27 protein-coding genes, 1 other RNA gene and 1 other annotated feature are annotated in these 26,276 nt (G+C 44.2%); of the genes, 22 read left to right on the top strand and 6 right to left on the bottom strand.

Translation table 11 applies throughout. From position 1 onward, the window contains the following. Positions 1–54 precede the first annotated feature (54 nt). From QR721_RS08370 to ssrS, 5 genes are all read left to right on the top strand, one after another. Complete coding sequence (locus QR721_RS08370; protein WP_348029816.1) at positions 55–2,268, top strand: RelA/SpoT family protein; 2,214 nt, start codon at positions 55–57, stop codon at positions 2,266–2,268. 21 nt (positions 2,269–2,289) lie between these two features. Beyond that, positions 2,290–2,736, top strand: a complete 447-nt coding sequence (gene dtd, locus QR721_RS08365; RefSeq protein ID WP_348025887.1) for a D-aminoacyl-tRNA deacylase — start codon at positions 2,290–2,292, stop codon at positions 2,734–2,736. Positions 2,737–2,797: 61 nt separating this feature from the next. Continuing rightward, positions 2,798–3,023: a binding site (T-box leader), on the top strand. 72 nt (positions 3,024–3,095) lie between these two features. After that, complete coding sequence (gene hisS, locus QR721_RS08360; protein ID WP_348025885.1) at positions 3,096–4,373, top strand: histidine--tRNA ligase; 1,278 nt, start codon at positions 3,096–3,098, stop codon at positions 4,371–4,373. A 1-nt stretch (position 4,374) separates the two neighbouring features. Then, entirely contained in the window at positions 4,375–6,147 is a 1,773-nt protein-coding gene (gene aspS / locus QR721_RS08355) for an aspartate--tRNA ligase (RefSeq protein ID WP_348025883.1), read from the top strand. A gap of 98 nt (positions 6,148–6,245) precedes the next feature. Then, positions 6,246–6,430: non-coding RNA, 6S RNA (ssrS, locus tag QR721_RS08350), on the top strand. Positions 6,431–6,488: 58 nt separating this feature from the next. Here the strand turns inward: ssrS and QR721_RS08345 are convergent. Continuing rightward, positions 6,489–7,178 carry an RsfA family transcriptional regulator gene (locus QR721_RS08345; RefSeq protein ID WP_348025881.1) on the bottom strand — a complete coding sequence of 230 codons (690 nt, stop codon included), beginning with the start codon at positions 7,176–7,178 and terminating at the stop codon, positions 6,489–6,491. Between the two features lie 119 nt (positions 7,179–7,297). Continuing rightward, the gene (locus QR721_RS08340; protein WP_348025879.1) at positions 7,298–8,572 is read right to left on the bottom strand and encodes a replication-associated recombination protein A; all 1,275 of its coding nucleotides are present in this window, start codon (positions 8,570–8,572) and stop codon (positions 7,298–7,300) included. A gap of 155 nt (positions 8,573–8,727) precedes the next feature. Between QR721_RS08340 and cymR the strand changes: the two genes are divergently transcribed. From cymR to QR721_RS08255, 17 genes are all read left to right on the top strand, one after another. After that, positions 8,728–9,147: a cysteine metabolism transcriptional regulator CymR gene (gene cymR, locus QR721_RS08335; protein ID WP_348025877.1), complete on the top strand. Its 420-nt coding sequence runs from the start codon at positions 8,728–8,730 to the stop codon at positions 9,145–9,147. 40 nt (positions 9,148–9,187) lie between these two features. Next, positions 9,188–10,336 (top strand): cysteine desulfurase family protein, encoded by a 1,149-nt coding sequence (locus QR721_RS08330; RefSeq protein ID WP_348025875.1) that lies wholly within the window; start codon positions 9,188–9,190, stop codon positions 10,334–10,336. 5 nt (positions 10,337–10,341) lie between these two features. After that, positions 10,342–11,457, top strand: coding sequence for a tRNA 2-thiouridine(34) synthase MnmA (gene mnmA / locus QR721_RS08325; protein ID WP_348025874.1), 1,116 nt, complete (start codon positions 10,342–10,344; stop codon positions 11,455–11,457). Beyond that, positions 11,411–12,106, top strand: coding sequence for a tetratricopeptide repeat protein (locus tag QR721_RS08320; RefSeq protein ID WP_348025872.1), 696 nt, complete (start codon positions 11,411–11,413; stop codon positions 12,104–12,106). Before mnmA ends, QR721_RS08320 begins: the two co-directional genes overlap by 47 nt. Before the next feature lie 29 nt (positions 12,107–12,135). Beyond that, on the top strand, positions 12,136–14,520 hold the full coding sequence (recD2, locus tag QR721_RS08315; RefSeq protein ID WP_348025870.1) for an SF1B family DNA helicase RecD2: 2,385 nt from the start codon (positions 12,136–12,138) through the stop codon (positions 14,518–14,520). Positions 14,521–14,588: 68 nt separating this feature from the next. Further along, positions 14,589–14,786, top strand: a complete 198-nt coding sequence (locus tag QR721_RS08310) for a hypothetical protein (RefSeq protein ID WP_348025868.1) — start codon at positions 14,589–14,591, stop codon at positions 14,784–14,786. Between the two features lie 24 nt (positions 14,787–14,810). Beyond that, positions 14,811–15,884 carry an AI-2E family transporter gene (locus QR721_RS08305; RefSeq protein ID WP_348025866.1) on the top strand — a complete coding sequence of 358 codons (1,074 nt, stop codon included), beginning with the start codon at positions 14,811–14,813 and terminating at the stop codon, positions 15,882–15,884. 307 nt (positions 15,885–16,191) lie between these two features. Then, positions 16,192–18,834, top strand: coding sequence for an alanine--tRNA ligase (gene alaS / locus QR721_RS08300; protein ID WP_348025864.1), 2,643 nt, complete (start codon positions 16,192–16,194; stop codon positions 18,832–18,834). A gap of 94 nt (positions 18,835–18,928) precedes the next feature. Continuing rightward, a complete protein-coding gene (locus QR721_RS08295) occupies positions 18,929–19,201 on the top strand; it encodes an IreB family regulatory phosphoprotein (RefSeq protein ID WP_348025862.1) in 273 nt (90 codons plus the stop codon). Continuing rightward, positions 19,198–19,614, top strand: coding sequence for a Holliday junction resolvase RuvX (ruvX, locus tag QR721_RS08290; protein ID WP_348025860.1), 417 nt, complete (start codon positions 19,198–19,200; stop codon positions 19,612–19,614). Before QR721_RS08295 ends, ruvX begins: the two co-directional genes overlap by 4 nt. A 13-nt stretch (positions 19,615–19,627) precedes the next feature. Next, a complete protein-coding gene (locus QR721_RS08285; RefSeq protein ID WP_348025858.1) occupies positions 19,628–19,915 on the top strand; it encodes a DUF1292 domain-containing protein in 288 nt (95 codons plus the stop codon). 108 nt (positions 19,916–20,023) lie between these two features. Then, positions 20,024–21,118, top strand: a complete 1,095-nt coding sequence (mltG, locus tag QR721_RS08280) for an endolytic transglycosylase MltG (protein ID WP_348025856.1) — start codon at positions 20,024–20,026, stop codon at positions 21,116–21,118. A gap of 22 nt (positions 21,119–21,140) precedes the next feature. After that, positions 21,141–21,782: an O-methyltransferase gene (locus tag QR721_RS08275; RefSeq protein WP_348025854.1), complete on the top strand. Its 642-nt coding sequence runs from the start codon at positions 21,141–21,143 to the stop codon at positions 21,780–21,782. A gap of 144 nt (positions 21,783–21,926) precedes the next feature. Then, complete coding sequence (gene greA, locus QR721_RS08270; RefSeq protein WP_348025852.1) at positions 21,927–22,403, top strand: transcription elongation factor GreA; 477 nt, start codon at positions 21,927–21,929, stop codon at positions 22,401–22,403. A 126-nt stretch (positions 22,404–22,529) separates the two neighbouring features. After that, positions 22,530–23,267, top strand: coding sequence for a YrrS family protein (locus QR721_RS08265; RefSeq protein WP_348025850.1), 738 nt, complete (start codon positions 22,530–22,532; stop codon positions 23,265–23,267). Positions 23,268–23,287: 20 nt separating this feature from the next. Further along, on the top strand, positions 23,288–24,001 hold the full coding sequence (gene mtnN / locus QR721_RS08260) for a 5'-methylthioadenosine/S-adenosylhomocysteine nucleosidase (RefSeq protein ID WP_348025848.1): 714 nt from the start codon (positions 23,288–23,290) through the stop codon (positions 23,999–24,001). 42 nt (positions 24,002–24,043) lie between these two features. Continuing rightward, positions 24,044–24,283: a YrhC family protein gene (locus tag QR721_RS08255; RefSeq protein WP_348025846.1), complete on the top strand. Its 240-nt coding sequence runs from the start codon at positions 24,044–24,046 to the stop codon at positions 24,281–24,283. Positions 24,284–24,304: 21 nt separating this feature from the next. Here the strand turns inward: QR721_RS08255 and sigK are convergent, their stop codons facing one another. The 4 genes from sigK to QR721_RS08235 all read right to left on the bottom strand — a co-directional run bounded on the left by sigK (position 24,305) and on the right by QR721_RS08235 (position 26,270). Continuing rightward, positions 24,305–25,012: an RNA polymerase sporulation sigma factor SigK gene (sigK, locus tag QR721_RS08250; protein ID WP_348025844.1), complete on the bottom strand. Its 708-nt coding sequence runs from the start codon at positions 25,010–25,012 to the stop codon at positions 24,305–24,307. Positions 25,013–25,133: 121 nt separating this feature from the next. Continuing rightward, positions 25,134–25,508 (bottom strand): monovalent cation/H(+) antiporter subunit G, encoded by a 375-nt coding sequence (gene mnhG, locus QR721_RS08245; protein ID WP_348029815.1) that lies wholly within the window; start codon positions 25,506–25,508, stop codon positions 25,134–25,136. After that, positions 25,480–25,791, bottom strand: a complete 312-nt coding sequence (locus tag QR721_RS08240; RefSeq protein ID WP_348025842.1) for a Na(+)/H(+) antiporter subunit F1 — start codon at positions 25,789–25,791, stop codon at positions 25,480–25,482. The genes mnhG and QR721_RS08240 overlap by 29 nt, the downstream gene beginning before the upstream one ends. Continuing rightward, positions 25,788–26,270 (bottom strand): Na+/H+ antiporter subunit E, encoded by a 483-nt coding sequence (locus tag QR721_RS08235; protein ID WP_348025840.1) that lies wholly within the window; start codon positions 26,268–26,270, stop codon positions 25,788–25,790. The genes QR721_RS08240 and QR721_RS08235 overlap by 4 nt, the downstream gene beginning before the upstream one ends. Positions 26,271–26,276: the final 6 nt, after the last annotated feature.

Raw genomic sequence — 26,276 nt, 5'->3', positions numbered from 1 at the left:
GAATGATGAACGCAGTAAATTGACAGGCAGGCTTGCATGGAAAAGGGTGAAAATATGGCGAAGGAAGTTGTAAAAACAGCAGAAGAAGTAATTTCGGAAGCAGGCAAATATTTGTCTGTGGAAGATACAGAATTCATTCGGCGCGCTTACAAATATGCCGAGTGGGCTCATCGTGAACAGTTCCGCAAATCCGGAGAAGCCTATATTGTGCACCCTATTCAAGTTGCAGGAATCCTTGTCGACATGAAGATGGATGCCGAAACAGTGGCAGGCGGATTTTTGCATGATGTTGTAGAAGATACCGAAGTGACCATAGAAGAGATTGAAGAGAAGTTCAACCATGAAGTCGCCATGCTCGTTGATGGTGTTACGAAGCTAGGCAAAATCAAATACAAGTCGAAGGAAGTTCAGCAAGCGGAGAATCATCGTAAAATGTTCGTCGCAATGGCGAAGGATATCCGTGTCATTCTGATTAAACTGGCTGACCGACTTCACAATATGCGGACGTTGAAACATCTCCGTCCGGAAAAACAACGCCGAATTTCGAACGAAACGTTGGAGATCTTTGCCCCACTAGCCCATCGACTCGGTATGAGTGCTATCAAATGGGAGCTTGAGGATACGGCTCTACGTTATCTCAATCCACAGCAATATTATCGCATCGTTCATCTGATGAAACAGAAGCGGGCAGAGCGTGAACAGTATATTGACCAGGTTATCAATCAAATTACTGATGAACTGAACTCGGTTGATATAGCGGCTGATATTTTCGGCCGTCCGAAGCATCTGTACAGCATCTACCGTAAAATGACGAAGCAGAACAAGCAATTTAATGAGATTTATGACCTGCTTGCGGTGCGTGTCCTCGTTGACAGCATTAAGGACTGTTATGCAGTTCTTGGTATCATCCATACATTGTGGAAGCCGATGCCGGGCAGATTCAAGGATTATATTGCAATGCCGAAACCGAATCTATATCAGAGTTTGCATACAACGGTTATCGGACCAAAAGGCGAACCCCTTGAAGTTCAGATTCGTACAAAAGAGATGCACGAAATTGCAGAATACGGAATCGCCGCCCATTGGGCTTACAAAGAAGGCAAGCAAGTTGTCAAGGGCAAGGACTCTTTCGAAGAGAAGCTGACATGGTTCAAGGAAATTCTTGATTGGCAGAACGAGACAAGTGATGCCGAAGAATTCATGGAATCATTGAAACTGGATCTGTTCTCTGACATGGTTTATGTGTTCACTCCGAAAGGCGATGTTTATGAACTGCCTTCCGGTTCTGTACCTCTCGATTTCGCATACAAAATCCATACTGAAATAGGCAATAAAACGATCGGCGCAAAAGTGAATGGAAAAATGGAGTCGCTTGACTATAAGCTGAAAAATGGCGATATCATTGAAATGATGACGTCCAAGCATTCATACGGACCGTCACAGGATTGGCTTAAGCTGACGAAGACATCCCAGGCGAAAAATAAGATCCGTCAATTTTTCAAGCGCCAAAAGCGTGAAGAAAATATTGCAAAAGGCAAGGAACTTGTTGAAAAAGAAATTCGCAATGACGGTCTGGAACCGAAAGATGTATTGACAACGGACAACATTCAGACCGTGCTGGACAAGTTCAGCTTCGCGACACTCGATGACTTATATGCCGCTGCAGGCTACCAAGGGATCTCGGCGGCGCTAGTTGCTACAAGATTATCTGATAAAATCCTCAAGAAGAAAGAGAAAGAGCAGCTTGCTGAAGCGGTCATGGAAGAGAAAAAGCAGGAAACGGCGAAACAGCAGCGCAAATCTTCCTTACACCGGAAAGATTCAGGCGTCATTGTCGAAGGTGTCGACAATCTGCTCGTCAGACTTGCGAAATGCTGCAACCCTGTACCGGGAGACGATATTGTCGGCTTCATTACGAAGGGGCGCGGTGTCTCAGTCCATCGTGCAGATTGTCCGAATGTGAATCTTGAAGAGGATGATGAGCGATTCCTTTCAGTCCGATGGAAGAACAGTGAGACAAATACGAAGCAATACCATTTGGACTTGGAAATTACCGGTTTTAATCGTCGCGGCCTATTGAATGAAGTACTCCAGGTCGTCAATGAGATGAAGACGACAATGACTCAGATCAATGGACGTACAGACCGCAATAAAATGGCTGTTTTCCATATTACTGTCCTGATTAATGATACGGAGCATTTGCGCAAAATCGTTGATCATTTGAAGCAAATCAAAGATGTCTATACAGTACGCAGAACAGTGCAATAGTAAGAGATAGGAGGGACAACGATGAGACTTGTTATTCAGCGATCAAAGGAAGCGAGAGTCGAGATTGCAGGTGAAACTGTTGGTGAAATTGACCGCGGTCTCGTTATCCTTGTCGGAGTGACCCATGGTGATACGGAGGAAGATGCGAAATATCTTGCCCAAAAATGCATGAATTTGCGTATTTTTGAAGATGAAGCGGGCAAGATGAATCTATCTCTGCTTGATGCTGGGGGACAAGTGCTCTCTATCTCTCAGTTCACTTTGTATGGTGATACGAGAAAGGGCCGCCGCCCAAGTTTTGTGCACGCAGCAAAGCCTGAAGAAGCGGATGTTTTGTACCAATTCTTCAATGAGGAACTGAGACAGGCAGGTCTAAGAGTAGCAACTGGACAGTTTGGAGCGGACATGCAAGTCCACTTGATGAATGACGGTCCAGTAACATTTATCCTTGACAGCAAAGACAAGTGATAGCTACTTGACAGCGCCATTTCGACAGCATAAGATGTTAAAGAACAAAAATCCTAATCTGAAATAGCCGTATGAAGGAAAAAGTAACCGTTGAAGCGGACGGACAGAGAGAGAATGCCAAGGCTGAAAGCATTTTTCACGATTACCGCCACGGTGAAAGACATTCCTAAGGCTCCTGGCTGAACAGTGGAGTAGGCCCGGACGTTTTGCAGGCGTTAACTGTGAAGAGCGGGTGTGCAATACGCACATCAATTAGGGTGGCATCGCGGGTAATTCTCGTCCCTTTATTTATTAAGGGAGGGGATTTTTTGCGTTCTCCCGCAATCTACATAAAAAATTTTGAAAGCGAGGGATTTCAGGTGAGCATTAATGCACCGAGAGGCACAGTTGATATTCTGCCAGAAGCTACTGCGAAGTGGCAGTTTGTCGAAGCGACGATCAGAGAGTTGGCAAACCGTTATCATTATAAGGAAGTTCGCACTCCGATCTTCGAGCATACTGAATTGTTCCAACGCGGTGTAGGCGATTCTACTGATATTGTTCAGAAGGAAATGTACACTTTTGAAGATCGCGGTGGTAGAAGCATCACATTGCGACCTGAAGGCACAGCTGCGACAGTAAGAGCCTATGTACAAAATAAATTGTATGGCGATCCAATTCAGCCTTCAAAGCTGTACTATTTTGGACCAATGTTCCGCTACGAGCGGCCACAACAGGGAAGAATGAGACAGTTCCACCAGTTTGGCATCGAAGTGCTCGGCAGCAATGATCCTGCCATAGATGCTGAAGTAATCGGACTAGCACTTTCCTGCTACGAAGCTCTCGGTTTGAAATCATTGAAACTTGTCCTCAATAGTTTAGGAGATACTGAAAGCAGAAAGAATTACCGGGAAGCACTTGTTGAACATTTCACTCCTTGCAAGGATGGACTATGCAACGACTGTCAGAGCAGACTGGAACAAAATCCGCTCCGTATACTTGATTGCAAAACTGACCGCGATCACCCGGCAATGAAGAGTGCTCCATCAATTCTTGATTATTTGAATGAGGAGTCTCGGGTTTATTTTGAAAAGGTTAAAAAATCTCTTGATGTAATGGGTATTTCCTATGTTGTTGATCCAAACCTTGTACGTGGTCTTGATTACTACAATCACACCGCTTTTGAAATTATGAGCGAAGCGGAAGGTTTTGGAGCAATTACAACACTTGCTGGAGGCGGGCGTTACAACGGACTTGCCCAAGATATTGGCGGACCTGAAACACCAGGAATCGGTTTTGCGATGGGGCTCGAGAGACTACTTCAGGCTCTTGAAGCAGAGAACATCGAATTGCCAATTGACAATGCGCTAGATGTTTTTGTCGTCGCAATGGGAGAGCGTGCTGAGCTTGAAGCTGTCCGTATTGTTAACGACTTGCGCCAATCTGGCATCCAGGCGGACAAAGACTACCAGGGCCGAAAGGTCAAAGGCCAATTCAAAGCGGCAGATCGCGTTCATTCCAAATACGTCCTTGTACTTGGTGATGATGAGCTTGATAAACAGACTATTAATGTAAAAGCAATGGCTGAAGGTACACAGCAGGAAATCGCGATGAGCGAACTAGTACCATATTTGCAGCAGCAGCTGGGAGGAAAGTAAAATGGCAGAAAGAATCCACGCGGGGACATTGCGTGAAGCAAATGTCGGCGAAACAGCAACAGTAAAAGGATGGGTTAACAAGCGACGTGACTTGGGCGGACTGATCTTCATCGATTTGCGTGACCGTTCCGGTATCGTCCAGGTTGTTTTCAACCCTGAGCGTTCAAAGGATGCATTGGAAATTGCGGATAGCGTACGTACGGAATATGTCGTCGAAATTACAGGCGAAGTTGTGAAGCGTGACCCTGATACGTTCAATCCGCTTCTTGAAACAGGCACAATTGAAATCATGGCTAACGAAATCAAGATTTTGAACAAATCTAAGACTACGCCATTCCAAATTGACGGCCATTCTGAAGTATCTGAAGACGTGCGTCTGAAGTACCGCTATCTTGATTTGCGCCGTAAAGAATTGCAGGATACATTCAAATTGCGCAGCCAGATTACGCAGGTTGTTCGCAACTTCCTTACTGAAGAGCAGTTCCTTGAGCTGGAAACACCAATTTTGACAAAGAGCACTCCGGAAGGCGCGCGTGACTATCTCGTACCGAGCCGTGTAAACAAAGGCGAATTCTACGCATTGCCGCAGTCTCCACAGTTGTTTAAACAGCTGCTTATGGTCAGCGGATTTGAAAAGTATTATCAGATCGCCCGTTGTTTCCGTGATGAAGATCTTCGTGCTGACCGCCAGCCGGAATTCACTCAGATTGACATTGAAACTTCTTTCATGTCAGCAGATGAAATTATGAGTATGACTGAAAAAATGATGCAGCGTGTTATGAAAGAAACAAAGAATATTGATCTTGAACTTCCGCTTCCACGAATTCCATATCAAGAAGCGATGGATCGCTTCGGTTCTGACAAGCCGGATACACGTTTTGGCCTTGAATTGATCGACATCAAGGATGTCATTGCAGGTACGGAATTTAAAGTGTTTAAAGCTGCAGTCGACAACAATGGCAAAGTAAGCCTGCTTAATGTTAAAGGCGGCGCTGAGAAATATTCAAGAAAAGATATCGATGCACTTACTGATTTTGCGAAAATTTACGGAGCAAAAGGTCTTGCTTGGGTTAAAGTTGAAAATGGGACAATGGCTGGTCCGATTGTGAAGTTCCTTTCTGAGGAAGAACAGAATGGCATTAAGGAACGCGCTGGAGCAGAAGACGGAGACTTGCTTCTATTCGGTGCAGACAAGCCGTCAGTCGTATACGACACACTAGGAGCATTGCGCCTTAAAATCGGTAAAGATCTTGGTCTGATCGACGAAGATAAATTCAACTTCCTTTGGGTCACAGACTGGCCGCTTCTTGAATATGATGAAGCATTGAAACGCTACACAGCAGCGCACCATCCATTTACGATGCCAATTGAAGCAGACATCGAAAAGCTTGCTGAAAATCCTGGCGAAGTAAAAGCGAATGCATATGATATCGTATTGAATGGTTATGAGCTTGGCGGCGGTTCCTTGCGTATCTATAAGCGTGAACAGCAAGATCAGATGTTCAAAGCGCTTGGTTTCTCTGAAGAAGAGGCAGAATCACAATTCGGCTTCCTTCTTGACGCTTTGGAGTTTGGCGCACCTCCGCATGGGGGTATAGCTATGGGACTGGACAGAATCGTCATGCTGCTAGCTGGCAGAAGCAATTTGCGTGACACAATCCTGTTCCCTAAAACATCTTCCGCGGCAGATCTTATGACAGAAGCACCAAGCACAGTATCTTCTGCACAGCTTGAAGAACTTGCATTGGAACTTGATCTTCCGGAAGAAGATTAAGTTTAAAGCCCCGCGAATCGGGGAAGAAATTGGCGAAGGGTTACCGATTGAAAAGTCTGGACCCTCGTGCTAACATTAGTTTAACAACAACGGGAAGAACAATCCTGATGTGTACGTCCTTTATTTAGTTTTGACCGAACACTTTTTGATACGGGAGCCCGACGGAGTCTTCGCGCTGCGAACATGCCTCGCAAGTTTTGAGGAAGTTCAGAGAGCGTGAAGCTGGGCACCCACCTGCTGCGTGCGGGATCAAAACCAACAGGACGGCACGATCGGGATTGTTTTTTTATGCAAATAAACCCGGAACTCCTTATTAAATGGAGTTCCGGGTTTTTCGCTGTTTAATTTGAATTTTGGATAAGCTGTTCTAAGCTTGGATTTCGAGACTGCTGGAATGACGTGGCTGGGATGTTATCTTCCTCAGGGAGAGACAGTTTGCGTGCCCGGTCCATCAGGCTGATGAATGTATTATAGTCTTCCTGAACTGTTGCAAGTTTTTGCTTCGTTTCAGCAAGCTCCTGCTCCATATTTTTTAGTTCATTTGCCATCTGTTCTTTATCCTGTACGAGTTTTTCAATCTGGACAGCTGATTTTACAGAAGGGATGCCTTCTTTCTGCAAGTTTTGCAGATAGCCAATAACACTCTCCAAATCAAGCTCATTTGTAGAAGGAGCAGTGTGTACGCTTGTTTGTTCTGCACCGAATTCGAACGAGAATGAAGTGCTAGGCTGCATTGTACTTGTACTGCTGACAGCTGCAACTTTTTCCGTTACGGATTGCTTATCCATCTGCGCCATGGCACGTTTCTTTTCCTTGCGCTGGCGCTTTGCCATATCGATTGCCGAAACATATTTCTGGCGGATTTCCGCGTTCCATCTGAAACCACATGCAGCCGACGTACGATTCAATTTATCTCCAACTTCATCAAATGCTTTAAGCTGTGTGCTTCCTTCACGGATATGACGCAAAACCGTTTCCGCGAGCAGCAAATCATCTTCATGGGACCATGCGTCCTGTCTTACTTTTACCATTGTCATAAGCATCTCCTTCGTAACTAGTTCTTTATAGAGAGAGCAGCACTTTTTCAGAGCCGCTGTTTTATTCTAGTTACATTGTCACCAGCTAGGCTTATGAATATACCAAAATGTTTCTATTTTTTATTTTTGCTCGTTTTTTCATAGACTTGTCCGAGTGCCTGTTCGAATTTCCCTGAATTCTTCGGTTTGTAATACTGCCTGTTCTTCAAAGAATCTGGCAAGTACTGCTGTTCAACCCAAGAGCCGGGATAATTGTGCGGATAAGCATATTCAACACCGCGTCCAAGTTTTTTAGCGCCACTGTAATGGGCGTCTTTCAGGTGGGCAGGGATTTCGCCGCTGCGGCCTGAGCGTATATCCGAAAGGGCGGCATCAAGCGCTTTATATGCCGTATTGGACTTTGGTGAAAGGGCGAGTTCGACGATGGCAACAGAAAGCGGAATTCTTGCTTCAGGGAAACCGAGACGTTCAGCAGCTTCAACAGCGGCAATTGCCCGAGGACCTGCCTGAGGGTTGGCTAGACCGATATCTTCATAAGCTGTTACAATCATGCGCCTGCCGATACTGTCAAGATCGCCTGCTTCTATTAATCTGCCCAGATAATGAAGTGCCGCATCGACATCAGAACCGCGAATTGACTTTTGAAAAGCTGAGAGGACGTCATAATGGGCATCGCCATCTTTATCATGAGAGAAGCTTTTTTTCTGCATACATTCCTCGGCAGTGGCGAGGTCAATGTAAATAACCCCATCATCTGCTGAAGGAGTGGAGGCGACAGCAAGCTCAAGACCATTCAAAGCGGACCGTAAATCACCGTTTGCGCTTCCTGCAAAATGATCAAGTGCTTCATCTGTAATTGAGATTGTTTCTTTACCGTATCCTTTATCAGAATCATTCAGAGCACGTTGCATTGCTTCCTTAACATTTGCTGGAGTTAACGAATGCAGTTCAAAAAGATGACAGCGGCTGCGGATTGCCGGATTGATCGCATGGTAAGGGTTGCTCGTCGTACAGCCGATGAGTGTAATTAGATTGTTCTCAAGATAAGGAAGGAGAAAGTCCTGTTTTCCTTTGTCGAGCCGATGAACTTCATCAAGGATGAGGACAAGGCCGCCTTGCATCTTCGCTTCTTCTACGGCTATCTCCATATCTTTCTTTTTATCCGTGACAGCATTCATTAGTTTCATTCGGAGTCCGAGGCTTTTCGTAAGCGCCATGGCAAGTGAAGTCTTTCCTGTGCCGGGCGGGCCAAAGAGGATCATGGATGCCAGCTGTTTGGCTTCAACCATGCGGGCGAGTATTTTTCCAGGGCCGACAAGATGCTCCTGGCCGATGACTTCTTTTATATTTTCAGGACGCATCCTGTAGGCGAGCGGTTTTCTATTCATGAAATCAGTCCTTTGTGGAAAACTTGATTATGAATATAAGCGTAAATGATTTCGCCGAAAATGCAAGGCGTGGGCGTTCGTGATATAATATTGAATGGCATGCAATCTTGCATATGAGGCCGAAACGGACCAGACAGATAACAAGAGGTGTAATAATGAAGATATCGACTAAAGGCAGATACGGCCTTACGATTATGATTGAACTTGCAAGAAAGTTCGGAGAGGGACCGACTTCACTGAAAGTAATCGCCCGGGAGAATGACCTTTCCGAGCATTATCTAGAGCAATTGGCGGCTCCGCTCAGAAATGCGGGTTTGATCCGCAGTATCCGAGGTGCTTATGGCGGCTATGTGCTTGCAAAAGACCCGAAAGAAATTACATCGGGAGACATCATCCGTGTCCTGGAAGGGCCGATCACACCTGTAGAAGGCATCGAGGATGAAGAACCGGCAAAACAGGCGCTCTGGATTCGCATCCGTGATGCAGTTAAGGATGTACTTGATACAACGACTTTGGATGATCTCGTTCACTATGGTGACGACGAACCGAGAGAGTCCTATATGTTCTATATTTAAAGAATAAATTCAAATTTGCTACAGGGACGGGATTATTGAGATGGAACAGATTTATCTAGATCATGCGGCGACAACTCCAATCTCGAAAGAAGTGCTGGAAACGATGAATGAAGCGTCCCTGAACGCTTTTGGCAATCCATCCAGCATCCATTCTTTCGGGCGCAATGCGCGCAAGCTTCTTGACGATGCGCGGGCAGTGATTGCAAACGCAATCGGAGCAAAAGAAAAAGAAATTATTTTTACGAGCGGCGGTACCGAATCGGACAATCTCGCCTTGATCGGAACAGCGTTGAAGAACAAGGCTCGCGGTAAGCATATCATTACGACTACAGCTGAGCATCATGCGATTCTGCATGCTGCTCAATTCCTTGAAACGGAAGGGTTCGACGTTACCTATTTGCCCGTTTCGGAAACAGGGACTGTCTCGCCGGATGATCTGAAAGCTGCATTACGGGACGATACGATTCTAGTCTCTATTATGTTTGCGAACAATGAGACAGGGGTTATTCAGCCTATAACTGAACTCAGCAATATTTTAGAAGACCATGGGGCATATTTCCATGTCGATGCGGTTCAGGCATTCGGGACATTTGAAATAAATGTTAAAGAGCTCGGCATCGATCTTCTGTCCGTTTCTGGACATAAAATTAGTGGCCCGAAAGGAATTGGTTTCCTCTATGCTGGAGAGAATGTGGCATTTGCACCTCTATCCTACGGTGGGGAGCAGGAGAGGAAACACCGTGCCGGTACGGAGAATACGCCTGGAATTGCCGGTCTTGCGAAAGCTGTTGAACTAGCTGCGGCACATCGTGCTGAAAACAGAGCGAAATACCGTTCATGCAGAGACACTTTTATAAAAAGACTGACCGAAGAAGAAATTGAATACAGCGTAAACGGTAATCTGGATGAACTGATTCCAAGTACTGTGAATATTTCATTCCCAGGTACAAATGTTGAACAGCTGCTTGTCAATTTTGATTTGTCGGGTATTGCTGCTGCGAGCGGCAGTGCATGTACAGCCGGCTCGCATGAACCGTCACACGTTCTTGTTGCAATGTTCGGTACAGAAGATGAGAGAACAAAGAACTCGGTTAGATTCAGTTTCGGTTCCCTAAATACAGAAGAACAGGCTGCTGAAGCGGCTGGAAGAATAGCAAAAATAGTCCGCAGGCTTGCGAAAAGGCGGTGAACACCATGATAGACAATAAAGATATTCGAGTCGTAATCGGAATGAGCGGTGGTGTAGACTCTTCAGTTGCTGCGCTTTTACTTAAAGAGCAGGGGTATGATGTCGTCGGTATTTTTATGAAAAACTGGGACGACACAGATGATGAAGGATTTTGTACGGCTACAGAAGATTATGAAGATGTGGCACGTGTCGCCAACCAGCTCGGCATTCCGTATTATGGCGTGAATTTTGAAAAAGAATATTGGGATAAAGTTTTTACTTATTTCCTTGATGAATATAAAAAAGGCCGCACACCGAATCCTGATGTCATGTGCAACAAGGAAATTAAATTCAAAGCTTTCCTTGAGCATGCACTTTCACTTGGGGCGGATTATGTGGCAACAGGTCACTATGCACAAGTTCGCCGTACAGAAGACGGCAGAGTAGAAATGCTTCGTGGTGCAGACGATAACAAGGATCAGACTTACTTCCTTAATCAGCTCTCCAGTGAGGTTCTGGAAAAAGTGATGTTCCCGCTTGGTCATTTGCCAAAGCCTGAAGTTCGAAAAATAGCAGCCGAGCATAATCTAGCAACTGCGAACAAGAAAGATTCAACAGGTATATGCTTCATAGGTGAACGTAACTTCAAAGAGTTCCTTGGCAGTTATCTTCCAGCAAACCCTGGTGAAATGCAGACGATGGATGGTGTTGTGAAAGGCCGCCATGATGGCCTCATGTACTATACGCTTGGACAGCGACAGGGACTTGGTATCGGTGGTCCGGGAGACCCTTGGTTCGTCGTTGGCAAGAATATTAATGATAATATTCTGTACGTTGAACAAGGTTATCATAATGACTATTTGTATTCTGATGAACTTCTTGCGACCGATATCAACTGGATTAATGAAGGTCAGCTTCAAGAAGAATTCGCATGTACGGCTAAATTCCGCTATCGCCAGAAAGATAGCGGTGTGAAAGTGATCCGAAATGATGACGGAACTGCTCGTGTCATTTTCGATGAACCGGAGCGTGCGATCACGCCGGGACAAGCTGTCGTATTCTACGACGGGGAAGTATGTCTTGGCGGAGGGACGATTGATACAATTATTAAAAACGGTAAGGTACTTGATTATGTTGGCTGATTCAAACGAAGGACAAGACAAGCTTCTAAAAGCTCTAGCGGCACATGACCTTGAAGGAGCGAGTAAAGAGCTCGTTACGGAATTGGAAAAAGACCCTTTAAACGCAATTGGCTGGACGAACCTTGGTAATTTGCTTGCGAGGACAGGGTCTTACTCCGATTCTGTGAGCTGCTTTAGGCAAGCTTTGACACTTGTTCCTGATATGGCGACTGCATGGTATGGACTCGGTACTGTCCATGCCATGAATGCCGCTCATGATCTCGCTTGCCAGGCTTTTGAGCAGTCGATCCGCAATGGTCTTAACGACGGATCCGCGTATTATATGCTCGGAGTAAGTCTTATGCGGACAGGTCAGACTGCATTGTCTATTCCGTATTTCCAGACAGCTTTAGAAAAAGATCCTAAAGACCTTGAAGCGGCATTGAAATATGGCATGGTGCTTGCGGAAACAGGATTTAAGGATGAGGCGGAGAAGGTCTTCCGAGGAATATTGGAGACTGATCGAAAACATTGTGATGCGCTTTATAATCTCGGAGTGCTCTATGCTCATTCTGGAAACTATGAACAAGCTTCACAGATGTTCGAACAGGTACTCGCATACCAAAGTGATCATAAACTTGCAATGCAGGCGAAAGAACTGCTTCCTTAAGCGGCGCAGTAATAGAAAGGTTGTTTTTCATGGCTTTAGAAATGCAATCAACTGAACAGGGAAACGAGCGGTTCATCAAAGGGGAATGGCTGCATACGATTTTTCAGAATGAGGCCGAGCAATTCGCAATTGCGAAAATCAGGGTCATTGAGACGAATGAAGACATTAACGAAAAGGACATCGTTGTCAAAGGCTATATTGCAGGTCTCCAGCCTGGTGAAACATATATGTTTTTCGGCAGGCTTATTACCCATGCCAAATTTGGTATGCAGTATCAGGTCGAACGTTACCAGACATTCATACCTGACACAGAGGAGGGGCTTGCTGAGTATTTGGCGAGCGACCTTTTTTTCGGTGTCGGTTTGAAGACTGCACAGAAAATCATCCGACATCTCGGCATGAATGCGATTGAGAAGATTTTGCAAAACGAAGATGTATTGAAAGAGGTTCCCGGCCTCGGGGAGGATACGGCAAGAGGCCTTGCGCGTACACTTCGGGAGAATCAGGGATTCGAGCGGGTAGTCATCTATTTATCCAAACATGATATCGGCCTTAAGCTTGCCCAGAAGATTTACAAGCAATATCGTGAGGAGGCTGTAGAGCTGCTTGATAAGGATCCTTACAGATTTGTTTACGATATTGAAGGGTTCGGTTTTCAGACTGCGGACAATATTGCGAGACAAAATGGCCTTGCTGCTGATCATCCGAACCGCATTGGTGCCGGGTGCATGTTCGTTTTGCAAAAAAGTTCTTCGGAAGGACATGTTTATTTGCCGCTTGATGAATGTACGGAGCGGATTCTTGAACTTTTACAGACACCAGACCTTACCTCTGAAAAAATCATTGAACAATTGAGAAGACTGAATGCAGAGAAAACGGTCATCATTCAGGAAGAGCGCTGCTATCTGCCATCACTTTATTATGCTGAAGATCGCTTTTGTTCACATATGGAACGGATTATGCGGGAGGAGCTTGAATTCTCGCTTCCAGATGCTGAACTTTTGCAAATGATCGGAGATATTGAAGAAACAGAAGTACTCAGTTACGGCAAAGAGCAATTCAACGCGATTGAAAAAGCTCTCCACTCAAAGGTTATGATTCTCACTGGCGGTCCGGGTACGGGGAAAACGACCGTTGTCAAAGGTATCTTGAAAGCTTATGCTGCGGCGCATGAACTGGAGCTAGACCCCGAATATTATGAGACGAAGGAAGAGTATCCATTCATACTCTGTGCTCCTACAGGCCGTGCTGCAAAACGGCTTCAGGAATCAACAGGGCTGCCTGCAACGACAATTCACCGACTGCTTGGCTGGGATGGTCATTCTGGATTTGGCAAAGATCAGGATGAGCCGCTTTCCGGCAAACTGCTTATCATTGATGAGTTCTCAATGGTCGACATCTGGCTTGCGCATAATCTGTTTAGGGCAATTCCAAAGGATATGCAAGTTCTTCTCGTTGGAGATGAAGATCAGCTTCCATCAGTCGGTCCTGGCCAGGTGCTGACAGACCTCTTGCAGAGCGAGATGATCCCCGCTGTGACGCTCGATGAAGTATATCGTCAGAAAGAGGGATCCAAAATCATCCAGCTTGCTCATGAAATTAAGCATGACACGCTGACACCGCAAAGTCTTGCAAATGCAAAAGATTTCAGCTTTATCCCATGCCGCGAGGGGGATGTAGTAAGTGTTGTTACACAAGTTTTCCAGCGGGCTGTCGCCAAGGGGATGGATACTCGTGACTTGCAGGTACTTGCGCCGATTTACAGATCCCAGGCTGGAATCAATATTATTAATAAAACATTGCAAGAATTGATCAATCCACCGGCCGAGAAGAAGCGGGAAGTCAAGTTTATGGAAGTGATTTTCCGGATTGGCGATAAAGTGCTTCAACTCGTTAATCAGCCTGAAGATGGCGTGTACAACGGTGATATTGGAGAAATTGTAGCGATTTTCAGGGCGAATGAGAATACGGAAAAGAAAGAGCAGATTGTAGTCGCTTTTGATGATAAGGAAGTTGTTTATGAGCGTCCGGATTACGGAAATCTGATGCATGCCTATTGCATCTCAATTCATAAATCGCAAGGCAGTGAGTTTCCAAATGTTATCTTGCCGGTCGCATTTTCCTATACACGCATGTTGAAAAAAAATCTTCTTTATACGGCGATTACGAGAAGCAAGCAGACTCTTATCATTTGCGGTGAATCCGAGGCTTTCATGAGGGGAATCCGGACGATTGATACGAATAGCCGTTATACGAGTCTTAAAGAGAAGCTTCTGATCCGGTTTGGCAAGGAAGAATCATCTGCTGTTGTTGCAGCAGAGGGGGAACTGATTGCAACAGTTGAACTTGAAGATGGTACGGAAATGGAGATACTTGACGAAGATCCTTCACTTTCACCCTATGATTTCATGTAATATGTATACAATTTGCAAATTCTGGCGACCATTATGGATAAAATCTTTGAAAACAAGGAGTTTTGACCATGATGCGCTGCCCGAATTGCAACAGTATCGACCTTGGAAGAATTGCCGAAAATCAATTCTATTGCTGGCATTGTTTTATTGAAATTGCAGATAATAATGGAAAACTCGAAATATACCAAGTTGAATCGGACGGGACTTTGACGGCAATAAATGACCTGATTGATGGGCAGAATGAAGATGCTTGGCAGGTTCAGTAGAATTATAGTTGAGGAAACTAACCGATGATGCCGGGCAGAGAACGGACCAACCAGCTGTTGCGCCTTGCATTGCTTACAATACTTGGCCTTGTCATCATTTACCTTCTATTTCTGTTATATCCTCTATATGAGACTGTCCTGGCATTTATATGGCGGATTCTGGCTCCTTTCTTTGTAGCAGCCCTCATCGCATATTTGCTTGAACCGATCATTGGGGCGCTATATAAGTGGAAAATCCCAAAGGGGCTTGCAATTCTAATCGTTTATCTCGTGTTCTTTGCAAGTATCGGAACACTTTGCTATCAGTTATACCCGGCAGTAATCAGGCAATTGGCGGAACTTCGGGATCAGCTGCCCGAATTATCCAATATGTATCGTGATTTGACTGCAAGGCTTTATGCATCAACATCATTTTTGCCGGATGCTGTACACGGACAGCTTGATGAACTGTTCCTGAAAGCTGAGTCAGCAATGGAGCAAATGCTCGGAAAATGGGCTGGCGGTTTTACGAAAATATTCGATCTGATCATTTTCCTAACTGTCATTCCTGTACTCGTTTTTTACTTTTTGAAAGACTATGATTTGATTCGTGGATTTTTCAAGAAACTACTGCCGGATCGATATCATGGACAGGCAGGAATTATTGTACGCGCTACAGATGACAGTCTCGGTAATTATTTGCGCGGACAAGCGCTCGTTTGCTTGTTTGTCGGGATTGCCACCTATATCGTGTTTTCCTTCCTGCACTTAGACTATGCACTTTTGCTTGCAATCATCATGAGCTTTACGAACTTGATTCCGTATTTCGGTCCAATTATTGGAGCAGCTCCAGCAATACTAATTGCGCTCAGCATGTCACCGAAGCTTATCGTCTATGTACTTATATCGGTCTTTGGGATTCAGCTAATAGAGAGCAATCTCCTGTCGCCTTTCATTATGGGAAGGTCCGTTCGGATTCATCCGGTAGCAATCCTGTTTGCATTGCTACTCGGGGGAGAAATAGGCGGGATCATCGGGATGGTCATTGCAGTACCACTGCTTACGATTATTCATACATCGTTTATGCAGCTTAAGACATACGGAAAGATTGACAAATGATGTCGAGTCCATTAATATAATATCGCATAGTTGATATGAGTAATACGAAGAAGGCCATAAGTATGCGAAACTTGTTCAATTGACAGACAAGAGAGGTTTCCCCAAGGCTGAAAGGGATTCCGGATGTGCAACTCGCAGAAAGCTCGGCCCGAGTGCGGCTAATACCCGCCGGCGACCAGCCGTTACAATGGTTAAGTGATGGACGGACGAAAACTGTCCATAATTAGGGTGGTACCGCGATTTCAAAACTCGTCCCTGCTTCAGGCAGAGACGGGTTTTTTATTTTTACATATAGGAGGTTCAACGAATGAAAAAAATGACATCAGCAGAAGTTAGAAAGCTATTTTTGCAATTTTTTGAGGAAAAAGGGCATCATATTGAACCGAGCGCTTCACTCGTCCCGAAAGATGATCCGACTTTGCTCTGGATCAACAGTGGTGTTGCAACACTTAAGAAATATTTCGATGGTACGATTGTCCCTGAGAATCCGCGTCTTTGCAATGTACAGAAATCAATCCGCACGAATGACATTGAGAATGTAGGCTTCACAGCGCGCCATCATACATTCTTTGAGATGATGGGGAATTTCTCAATTGGAGACTACTTTAAAAAAGAAGCAATTGAATTTGCTTGGGAATTCCTTACAGGCGACAAATGGATTGGCTTTGATCCTGAGAAGCTATCTGTAACGGTTCACCCGGAGGACGACGAAGCATATGATATCTGGCTCAATGATATTAAGATTCCTGAAGAGCGGATCATCCGCATTGAAGAGAACTTCTGGGACATCGGTGAAGGCCCTAGTGGTCCGAATACGGAAATCTTCTATGATCGCGGTGAGAGCCTTGGTAATGACCCGGACGATCCTGAATTGTACCCAGGTGGAGAGAACGAACGCTATCTAGAGATCTGGAATCTTGTGTTCTCACAGTTCAACCATAACCCGGATGACACGTATACTCCGCTTCCGCAGAAGAACATTGATACAGGGATGGGTCTGGAACGAATTGTATCCGTCATTCAAGAAGTGCCGACGAACTTTGATACAGATCTGTTCATGCCTATTATTGAAAAGACACAGGAACTTGCAAATGTGAATTATGGTAAATCAGAAGTTCACGATCGCGCCTATCGTGTAATTGCTGATCATATTCGTACTGTTTCTTTTGCAATTGCTGACCATGCTCTTCCTTCTAATGAAGGTCGCGGTTACGTTCTAAGAAGATTGTTGCGCCGTGCCGTTCGTTTCGCGAAGGAAATTGGCATTGATAAGCCGTTCATGTACAAGCTTGTCGATACTGTCGGCAACATCATGAAGGACTTCTATCCAAATGTTATTGACCAGAAAGACTACATTGAGAAGATTATCAAGACAGAAGAAGAACGTTTCCATGAAACATTGCATGACGGATTGGAAATGCTTACGTCCATCATGAAAAAAGAACGCGAAAAAGGCAACAGCATCTTCCCTGGAGAAGAAGCGTTCCGTCTTTACGACACATATGGGTTCCCGAAAGAGCTGACTGAAGAATACGTTGCTGAAGAAGGCTTCACAGTCGATGAGGCAGGTTTCGAAGCTGAAATGGAGAAACAGCGTGAGCGTGCCCGCAGTGCCCGCCAGCAGTCTGAGTCAATGGGTGTCCAGGATGAAGTATTGATGAAAATTGATGCTCAGAGCGAGTTTGTAGGTTATGAAAACAAGGATATCGAAACAAAAGTGTCTGTAATCGTCCGTGATGGTGAAGTCGCTGATCATGCTGGGGCAGGTGATGAAGTTCTCTTATTCCTTGAAAAGACACCTTTCTATGCTGAGAGTGGTGGACAGATCTCTGATAACGGCTATTTGTACGCTGATGGATTCAAAGCATATGTTAAAGATGTTCAGAAGGCGCCAAAAGGCCAAAACATGCACACAGTCGTCATTGAAGAAGGAAAAGTATCTGCTGGTGATACAGTACGTGCGCTTGTAGATAAGCGTTTCCGTACGAACATCGTAAAAAACCATACAGCAACGCACTTGCTTCATCAGGCATTGAAGGACGTACTCGGTGCGCATGTTAACCAGGCAGGATCCCTTGTAACACCAGATCGCCTGCGTTTTGACTTCAGCCACTTCAATGCGATTACGGAAGAAGAACTTGCGCAGATTGAACAGATCGTTAACGAAAAGATTTGGGAAGGAATCTCTTTACAAATCGATTTAAAACCAATTGATGAAGCGAAGCAGATGGGTGCCATGGCATTGTTCGGCGAAAAATATGGTGATATCGTACGTGTAGTACAGATTGGCGATTACAGCCTTGAGCTTTGCGGCGGTTGCCATGTTTACAACACTTCTGAAATCGGCATATTCAAAATTGTTTCCGAATCAGGAATTGGTGCAGGTACCCGAAGAATTGAAGCAGTCACTGGACAATTCGCTTATGAATGGACAACTGGTAAATTGAATGTGCTTGCTAAATCAGCAGCTGCTCTCAAGACAACTGATGAAAAAGTACCTGAACGCATTGCAGCCCAGTTTGATGAAATTCGTTCACTTGGCAAAACAAATGAATCACTTGCTGCAAAACTGGCAAACCTTGAAGCATCAGGTATTGTTGATAAAGCGGTAAGCTTCGGAGATGTGAAGCTGCTTGCAGAACAAGTTGATGCGAAAGATATGAACCAATTGCGTAATATGGTTGATGATTTGAAAGCTAAGCTAGAACCAGCAATCGTCTTGCTCGCTGCAGCGAATGACGGAAAAGTCCAATTCGCAGCTGGTATTTCCAAAGAGTTGACTGGACAGGGGTTCCATGCGGGCAATCTGATCAAACAGGCTGCATCAATATGTGGCGGCGGCGGCGGTGGACGTCCGGACATGGCTCAAGCTGGTGCCAAGGATGCTTCTAAAATCGGTGAAGCGCTTGAAAGTGCGAAACAGTATGTCTCAGACATAATCAATGGATGACATTCGCTTTTATATCCGCAAAAAGATATAATAATTGATGCAAACATGTTAGAATGGGGTAAAAGAAGGCAAAGTATGGAACGGGGTGTTGTTGATGAGCTTTATTGATAAAACAATGAAGTTTAACTTCTCAGAAGAGCCATTCGAACAGGATATAGAGAAGATTCTCTTTTCAGTGCATGAATCGTTGAGTGAGAAAGGCTACAACCCGATCAACCAGATTGTCGGTTATCTGCTTTCAGGCGATCCTGCTTATATACCGAGGCATAAGGATGCCCGCAATCTGATACGAAAAGTTGAGAGAGATGAAGTTATTGAGGAGCTTGTTAAATTTTATCTCGATTCAAAGAAACGGGAGAATCAATGAAAATCATGGGACTGGATGTAGGCTCCAAAACAATTGGCGTCTCGCTGAGCGATGAGCTCGGCTGGACGGCCCAGGGGCTTACGACTATACATTGGAATGAATCAGATATGTCCACGGCTGATGAGGAGTTGGAGGAAATCATCAACACACATGGAGTTGAGCTTGCTGTTGTCGGTCTGCCAAAGAATATGAATGGCACGATTGGACCGCGTGGCGAGGCCTCCCGCATCTTTGCAAACCGTTTGGAAAGAAAATATGGCATCAAAGCGATCCTCTGGGATGAGCGTCTCACAACGATGGCTGCCGAGCGAGTCCTGCTTGAAGCAGATCTTAGCAGGAAGAAGCGCAAAAAAGTAATAGATAAAATGGCTGCAAACATGATTTTGCAAGGCTATCTTGATTCGAGAAAATAGGAGGCGTTTTACAATGGCACTAGAAGAAAACGAACGTATTATCATCCCTGATGAAAATGGTGAAGAGCATCTATTTGAAGTTCTCTATACTTTTGATGTAGAAGAGAACAACCAGACTTATATCGCACTTGTCCCTGCAGAGGCAGAGGATGATGAAGAAGTGGAAGTATATGCTTTCCGTTATGAAGAAGCGGAATCTGAAGAAGATGACCTAGCTCTATTCCCGATTGAATCGGATGAAGAGTGGGAAATGGTCGAAGAAGTTCTTAATACATTAATTGAAGAAGACGAACTGTCCTAATTGTCAAAAAGGATAAAGCCAAGGGTCCTTGCGACTCGCGGCTTTTCCTTTTTGCTATATGAAGCTTTAGGACAAGTATGTTTTACGATGAATGGGGGGATTTGCCCTATGTCGGATCGAGAAGGCGGCTTCGGGTCGCATGACGGCAGGAAAACGAAAAAAATAGTTTTAATTATGGTGCTAGCCATTGCAGTAATAGTTCTTATTGGCAGCATTTCAGGATATCTATACATAAAATCGGCGCTTCAGCCAGTACAGCCGGGGAGTAACAAAAGAGTTACAGTTGAGATTCCGAGAGGCTCAAGTGCTGCTTCTATTGGCAGCATTCTGGAAGGAAAAGGCGTTATCAAAGATGCGCGTGTATTCAGATTTTATACGAAAGCTAAAAAAGAAACAGGTTTTAAGGCAGGTGAATATGTATTCACTCCTGCAATGACACTGAATGAGATCACGACTTCCTTGAAACGGGGATACTCGGTCGCAGGGCCTGCTTATAGAGTTACGGTACCAGAGGGAATGACAGTTGATGAGATTGCGGATATTTTCGCGAAGAGGATGCAATTCACAAAAGAAGATTTTCTCACAAAAGCGAATGATCCTGAATTCATAGCTACCCTGATGGATAAATACCCGAACCTGTTGAAGAAGGATATTCTGAACAAAAAACTTCGCACACCACTGGAAGGTTATCTCTTTGCAGCGACTTATGATTTCAATCGTGTCAGCACTACGCCAGAAATGGTAATTGAGCGTCTTGTTAAAACATCTGATAAAGAGTTTGGGCCTTATCAGGATGAGATTAAGAAGAGTGGCATGAGCTTGCATCAGATTGCTACGATGGCTTCAGTTGTCGAGAAGGAAACTGGTACGAGCGGAGAACGTAAAGAAATAGCGGGCGTTTTCTACAATCGTATTAAAGAAGGCATGCCGTTACAGACGGACCCGACAGTACTTTATGCGCTTGGTAAGCATAAGGAGAAAGTCTATTTCAAAGATTTGGAAGTGAAATCACCTTATAATACATATAAAGTGAAAGGTCTTCCGGTCGGACCGATATCCAATTTCGGCAAGAGTGCCCTTGAAGCAGCGATTGAGCCGGCAAAAACCGATTATCTATATTTTCTTCATGATGAAGAAGGAAAAGTTCATTTCGCTAAAGACTTTGATGAACATCTTAAGCTGAAACAGCAGTATATTAAATGAGCTGAAACAGAGGATTGAACAAATGATAGAAATGACAAATGAATACTTGGAATCTTTGCTGGAGACAAGCAGTGAGTGGGAAGCAGAGCTTGAAGCATATGCACTCGAGCATCATGTCCCGATTATGGAGCCGCTCGGAATCGAGTATCTTCAGCAGCTGCTCCGTCTTCATCAGCCAAAAAGGATTCTTGAAGTCGGTACAGCAATCGGCTATTCTGCACTTAAGATGAATAAAGTCTGCCCTGATGCACAGATTGTGACGATGGAGAGAGACGAAGTGCGGTATGATGAGGCTGTCAGGAATATTAAAAGGCTAGACAAGGAAAAGGAAATTCATCTTATCTTCGGAGATGCACTTGAACAGATGGAAAAATTCGTTCAAGACGGGGAACGGTTTGATTTCGTTTTTATTGATGCGGCAAAAGGTCAATACGGAAAGTTTTTTGAACTGGCTCATGCCCTTGTACCAAAAGGCGGTCTAATCGTCACGGACAATGTGCTTTTCAGAGGATATGTAGCGGATGACAGTGAGGTGCCAAAGAAGTTTAAAAATATGGTGAAGAAGCTGAAACTCTACAATGAAATGCTTATGCACCATTCATCCTACAGTACTGTCATTATGCCGATTGGTGACGGGGTAGCATCAAGCATCAAACTTTTCTGAATATGGCGAGCAAAAGTATTGTAAATTGCACGCAAATCTGTATGATTATATGAATAGAATCCATACATCCAAAATTATAAAAAAACAAAAAGCACGCATGGCAATCATGCTGTTTTTTTGTTCTATGAGAAGGAGTGCTGTCCGATGGCTGTTGAAAAAAGCTATTACATGACTGAAGAAGGTAAAAAGAAACTGGAAGATGAACTCGAATTCTTAAAAACGGACCGTCGCCAGGAAGTTGTTGAGCGTATTAAGATTGCTCGTGATTTCGGTGACCTTTCCGAGAACTCAGAATACGATGCGGCTAAAGATGAGCAGGCATTCGTTGAATCACGTATTGCCCAGGTTGAATCAATGATCCGCAATGCTGTCATCATTGAAGATGATAACAGCAATCCGGACATTGTTAGTCTTGGTAAGTCTGTTACATTCATTGAGATGCCAGATGGCGATGAAGAGACTTATCGAATTGTCGGTTCTGCAGAAGCAGATCCATTTGAAGGGAAAATCTCCAACGACTCACCAATGGCACAGGCAATCATTGGAAAGGGAGCAGGAGATGTCGTGAATGTACCGACTCCTGGTGGGGATATTGAAGTAAAAATTATTAAAGTACAGTAAATAAATAAGCTTGAGAAAAGGCCGGCATGCTTAACATGTCGGCTTTTTGCTTAAAAAATTCTTTTCGCAAATGAAAATTATCCGGATTATAGTATAATGGGGAATAACGATGAAGGAGGGACTTACATGGACCAAAATCGTGGCTCCAGGCTCAATAAATTTGAACAGAAAAGGAAACTTACAAGACTGATATCCGTACTCGTCATCGTTGCCAGTGTACTTCTCGTATTTCTAATTGGTATTTTTGTATTCAGTGACAGCGAAGCATCTAAGCAGCGCGAACAGGCTGCGACAGAGACTGCCAATCAGAAGACAGAGAACACCCAAGCAAAGGCAAACAAGGACCAGGCGGAAAAACAAGCTAATAAAGAGCAACAGACTGCGGCTAAGGAAACGCAGAATGAGAAGATGACTTTGGAAGAAAAAGATAAAGAGAAATCTGATAAAGAAAAAGAAGATAAAGAAAAAGATAAGAAAAAAGATGACAAGAAAAAAGATAAGAAGAAAGATAAATTGAAGAAGGAAAAAGCCGAGCCTTCAGACGGTAATGTCAAAAAGGCATATACAGCTAATTGGAAGCCAATTGGCACAGATCAAAGTGGAAGTCATACGACGAACTACAACGATGGTTCACAAGACCGTCTTGAAATGGAAAAAGCGATTAAAGAAGCGACAGGTCTTTCCAGCATGACAACTTGGTGGATCGGCCGTCATGGCGAGCAGCAAGTTCAAGCGACTGTTTCAAGCAAATCAAATGAAAATAAAACATATCGTGTCAATTTGGAATGGGTTGACGGCAAAGGCTGGAAACCAGTCAAAGTAGAAGAGCTTAAAAAGAACGATCAGCAATATCGTTACAGATAAACAGATATGGGGGAAGACAAATGATTGGTATTATTGGGGCAATGGAAGAAGAAGTGGAACTGCTGAAAGGACGTATGACAGACAAAAAGGAGCAGGATGTCGCCAATTGCCAGTTTATTAGCGGTAAACTTGAAGGTGCGGATGTTGTTCTTTTGAAGTCGGGAATCGGGAAAGTGAATGCTGCTATGGCAACAGCTATTCTCGCAGAACGCTTTGCACCGGACTTTGTCATCAATACAGGATCTGCGGGGGGCTTTAGCAGTAAGCTTGAGGTTGGTGACCTCGTTATTTCCGAAAATGTAGTACATCATGACGTCGATGTGACTGCGTTTGACTATAAATATGGACAAGTACCAGGCATGCCTGAAGTCTTCGCTGCTGATACGAAATTGATTGAAATGACTGAGGAAGCAGTGAAATCAATAGATCTTGGCTATGAAGTCGGACTTATTGCTACTGCCGATACATTCATGGCAGACCCGGCACGCGTTGCGTTTGCTCGTGAAAAATTCCCTAATATGATTGCAGCAGAGATGGAAGCAGCGGCAATTGCACAAGTATGCTGGCAGTACAATATTCCATTTGTCATCATTCGGGCACTATCTGATATTGCGGGCAAAGAATCTGCCGTTACTTTTGACGAATTTATTATCAAAGCAGGCAGAAATGCTGCAGAACTTATTATTCGTGTAGTCAGTATGGCAGCGAAGGAAGCCAAAAGTTCCCAAAGATAACGGCCTTTATTCCATGTTACAATGGTTGCGGAGGGATGTCCCATGAAAGAAACTGGTGAACAGCTCATGGCAAAGTTGAGAGACTATAACCGCTTCGCAGGAACTTTGATTGTAATGGGCGTCTACTTTTATATCGGTACGCTCATTCAAATTTATATAAGACATGCTGCAGGGGGAACGAAGTACGCCCTGCTTTCAATTGGATTTGCAGTTTCAGCAATGGTATTTCTGCTGAAGGCTTATAAAATCAGAAGAAAAATACAAGAGGAAGACGCCTGCTGAACAGGTGTCTTCCTTTTTGTTTTACTCATTTTTCTCAAGTTTGTAGTAAGCGCGCAACACTTTCATAAGCGCACGCTTTTCAATCCTGGAAACATAACTTCTTGAGATATCGAGCTTTTTCGCAATCTCACGTTGTGTCAGCTCATCTTCACCGCCAAGGCCATAGCGATAGAGAATCACTTCTTTTTCACGAGAATCCAATATTTTGAGGAATTCATGCATCTGTTCGATCTCCATGCTTTTCTGGATATACTCGATAATATTTTCTGTTTCTGCTTCCAGTATATCTATTAGACTGATTTCATTACCCTCTTTATCATGGCCGATCGGGTCATGAAGGGAAACATCTTTCTTCTGTTTCTTAAGGCTTCGTAAGTGCATGAGAATTTCATTTTCAATACATCTAGCGGCATATGTAGCGAGCTTCGTCCCTTTTCCGGATTTGAAGCTCTCTACACCTTTAATCAGGCCGATTGTGCCAATGGAAATTAAATCTTCCGAGTCTTCTCCGGTATTGTCGAATTTCTTAACGATATGTGCAACGAGCCGCAAATTATGTTCAATAAGTTTATTACGTGCATCCTGACAGTTTTCCTCCTGCAATTTTTTCAAATACATAGCTTCATCTGCTGAAGAGAGGGGCTGGGGGAAAACCTGGTTCTTTACAAAAGAAGCGAACATGACCATTTCTTTCACAACAAACGACAAAGCAGTTAGCAGAACTGACAATCGATTACCTCCCAGATCAGATGTTTTGGCCTTTTGCCCATATATGATTGTATGCAGGCTGCTTGTCCGCTGTGTTTGTCCAAATTAAAACGACCCGCACTTTTTGTGCGGGCCGTTTTGTCTATTCGGATTTTTTAATGGCATCTTCATAAGCATCTTTGCGGTTGTGTATGATTGGTTTGATGCCTCTCCCGTGAGCTGCGCGTGAAAGCATATGACCGGATACTGGATTCGTCAGAAAAATGAACAGTATGGCCAAGATGAGCTTCCCGCTCACGACATGGTACTCTGCATAGAGATAGATGAAGGTGCCGACCAGTACACTGGCAATGCCAAGTGTTGATGCTTTCGTAGCTGCATGGAGCCTTGTGAACACATCGGGGAAACGCAATACACCGATTGAACTTGAGATTATGAAAAAGGTTCCGCTGAGCAGAAGCACGATTGTAGCGATGTTGGAGATGATATCAATCAAAGTCTCTGTCAATGAGAACACCCTTTTCAAGATATTTGGAAATCCCGACAGTTCCTATAAAGGAAAGGATTCCAATGAGCAAGATGACGTCGTTCAATTTATCGGATGCAAGCATGATTGCCGCAAGAGCCGCAATTCCCATCAGATTAATTCCAATCAGATCAAGACCGACTGCTCTGTCTGGATTTGTCGGTCCAATCATCACTCTGTAAAGGAGCAACAGCAATGAGATTGAAATTCCGATAACACTGATGGAGACGGCTATATGCATAACTTTTTCGGTGAGCAGAAGTAAATCGTTCATCGTGTCACCTCCAAAATTGCTTTTTCAAACGTGTTTTTAATAGATTGAATTGCTTCTTCCTCGGTATCGATATGCATTGCATGTATATAGATGATTGAGTGGTCATCTGAGAGTGCAACTGACAGTGTACCAGGAGTTAATGTAATGAGGTTCGCCAGTAAGGCAATTTCCCATTCTTTTTTTAACTCGGTCGGGTAGGCGAAAATACCAGGTTCGACTTTTCCTTTCAGTCTCGGTTTGTATACGAGCTTTACAATGTCGATGTTGGATAAGATCAATTCCTTTATAAACAGGATGATCAACCCAAGAACCATGAAGAGACGCCGTAAATAAAAGGACCCCGGCAAGAACCGTCTCATCAGGAAGAGAAGCACTGCGCCAATGAGATAACCGGCAATGAAGCTCGATCCTGTATAAGATTCATTGAGCAGCATCCACATGAAAGCGATGATCAAATGGATGATAATTTGAAACGGCATTTTCAC

The organism is Aciduricibacillus chroicocephali (genome assembly GCF_030762805.1).
GTDB classification, from domain to species: Bacteria; Bacillota; Bacilli; order Bacillales; family Amphibacillaceae; genus Aciduricibacillus; species Aciduricibacillus chroicocephali.
Note: the sequence above shows the minus strand (reverse complement) of the source record. Positions and strands in the feature narration are given on the sequence as shown.

Bases quoted from the DNA above. Each gene is read 5' to 3' on its own strand.
- alaS (WP_348025864.1), top strand. From the start codon at position 16,192: ATGAAAAAAATGACATCAGCAGAAGTTAGAAAGCTATTTTTGCAATTT.
- QR721_RS08370 (WP_348029816.1), top strand. From the start codon at position 55: ATGGCGAAGGAAGTTGTAAAAACAGCAGAAGAAGTAATTTCGGAAGCA.
- cymR (WP_348025877.1), top strand. From the start codon at position 8,728: ATGAAGATATCGACTAAAGGCAGATACGGCCTTACGATTATGATTGAA.
- aspS (WP_348025883.1), top strand. From the start codon at position 4,375: ATGGCAGAAAGAATCCACGCGGGGACATTGCGTGAAGCAAATGTCGGC.
- greA (WP_348025852.1), top strand. From the start codon at position 21,927: ATGGCTGTTGAAAAAAGCTATTACATGACTGAAGAAGGTAAAAAGAAA.
- ruvX (WP_348025860.1), top strand. From the start codon at position 19,198: ATGAAAATCATGGGACTGGATGTAGGCTCCAAAACAATTGGCGTCTCG.
- mltG (WP_348025856.1), top strand. From the start codon at position 20,024: ATGTCGGATCGAGAAGGCGGCTTCGGGTCGCATGACGGCAGGAAAACG.
- QR721_RS08255 (WP_348025846.1), top strand. From the start codon at position 24,044: ATGAAAGAAACTGGTGAACAGCTCATGGCAAAGTTGAGAGACTATAAC.
- dtd (WP_348025887.1), top strand. From the start codon at position 2,290: ATGAGACTTGTTATTCAGCGATCAAAGGAAGCGAGAGTCGAGATTGCA.
- QR721_RS08285 (WP_348025858.1), top strand. From the start codon at position 19,628: ATGGCACTAGAAGAAAACGAACGTATTATCATCCCTGATGAAAATGGT.
- QR721_RS08345 (WP_348025881.1), bottom strand. From the start codon at position 7,178: ATGGTAAAAGTAAGACAGGACGCATGGTCCCATGAAGATGATTTGCTG.
- mnmA (WP_348025874.1), top strand. From the start codon at position 10,342: ATGATAGACAATAAAGATATTCGAGTCGTAATCGGAATGAGCGGTGGT.
- QR721_RS08340 (WP_348025879.1), bottom strand. From the start codon at position 8,572: ATGAATAGAAAACCGCTCGCCTACAGGATGCGTCCTGAAAATATAAAA.
- QR721_RS08330 (WP_348025875.1), top strand. From the start codon at position 9,188: ATGGAACAGATTTATCTAGATCATGCGGCGACAACTCCAATCTCGAAA.
- QR721_RS08235 (WP_348025840.1), bottom strand. From the start codon at position 26,270: ATGCCGTTTCAAATTATCATCCATTTGATCATCGCTTTCATGTGGATG.
- QR721_RS08240 (WP_348025842.1), bottom strand. From the start codon at position 25,791: ATGAACGATTTACTTCTGCTCACCGAAAAAGTTATGCATATAGCCGTC.
- QR721_RS08305 (WP_348025866.1), top strand. From the start codon at position 14,811: ATGATGCCGGGCAGAGAACGGACCAACCAGCTGTTGCGCCTTGCATTG.
- mtnN (WP_348025848.1), top strand. From the start codon at position 23,288: ATGATTGGTATTATTGGGGCAATGGAAGAAGAAGTGGAACTGCTGAAA.
- recD2 (WP_348025870.1), top strand. From the start codon at position 12,136: ATGGCTTTAGAAATGCAATCAACTGAACAGGGAAACGAGCGGTTCATC.
- QR721_RS08265 (WP_348025850.1), top strand. From the start codon at position 22,530: ATGGACCAAAATCGTGGCTCCAGGCTCAATAAATTTGAACAGAAAAGG.
- QR721_RS08295 (WP_348025862.1), top strand. From the start codon at position 18,929: ATGAGCTTTATTGATAAAACAATGAAGTTTAACTTCTCAGAAGAGCCA.
- QR721_RS08310 (WP_348025868.1), top strand. From the start codon at position 14,589: ATGATGCGCTGCCCGAATTGCAACAGTATCGACCTTGGAAGAATTGCC.
- QR721_RS08275 (WP_348025854.1), top strand. From the start codon at position 21,141: ATGATAGAAATGACAAATGAATACTTGGAATCTTTGCTGGAGACAAGC.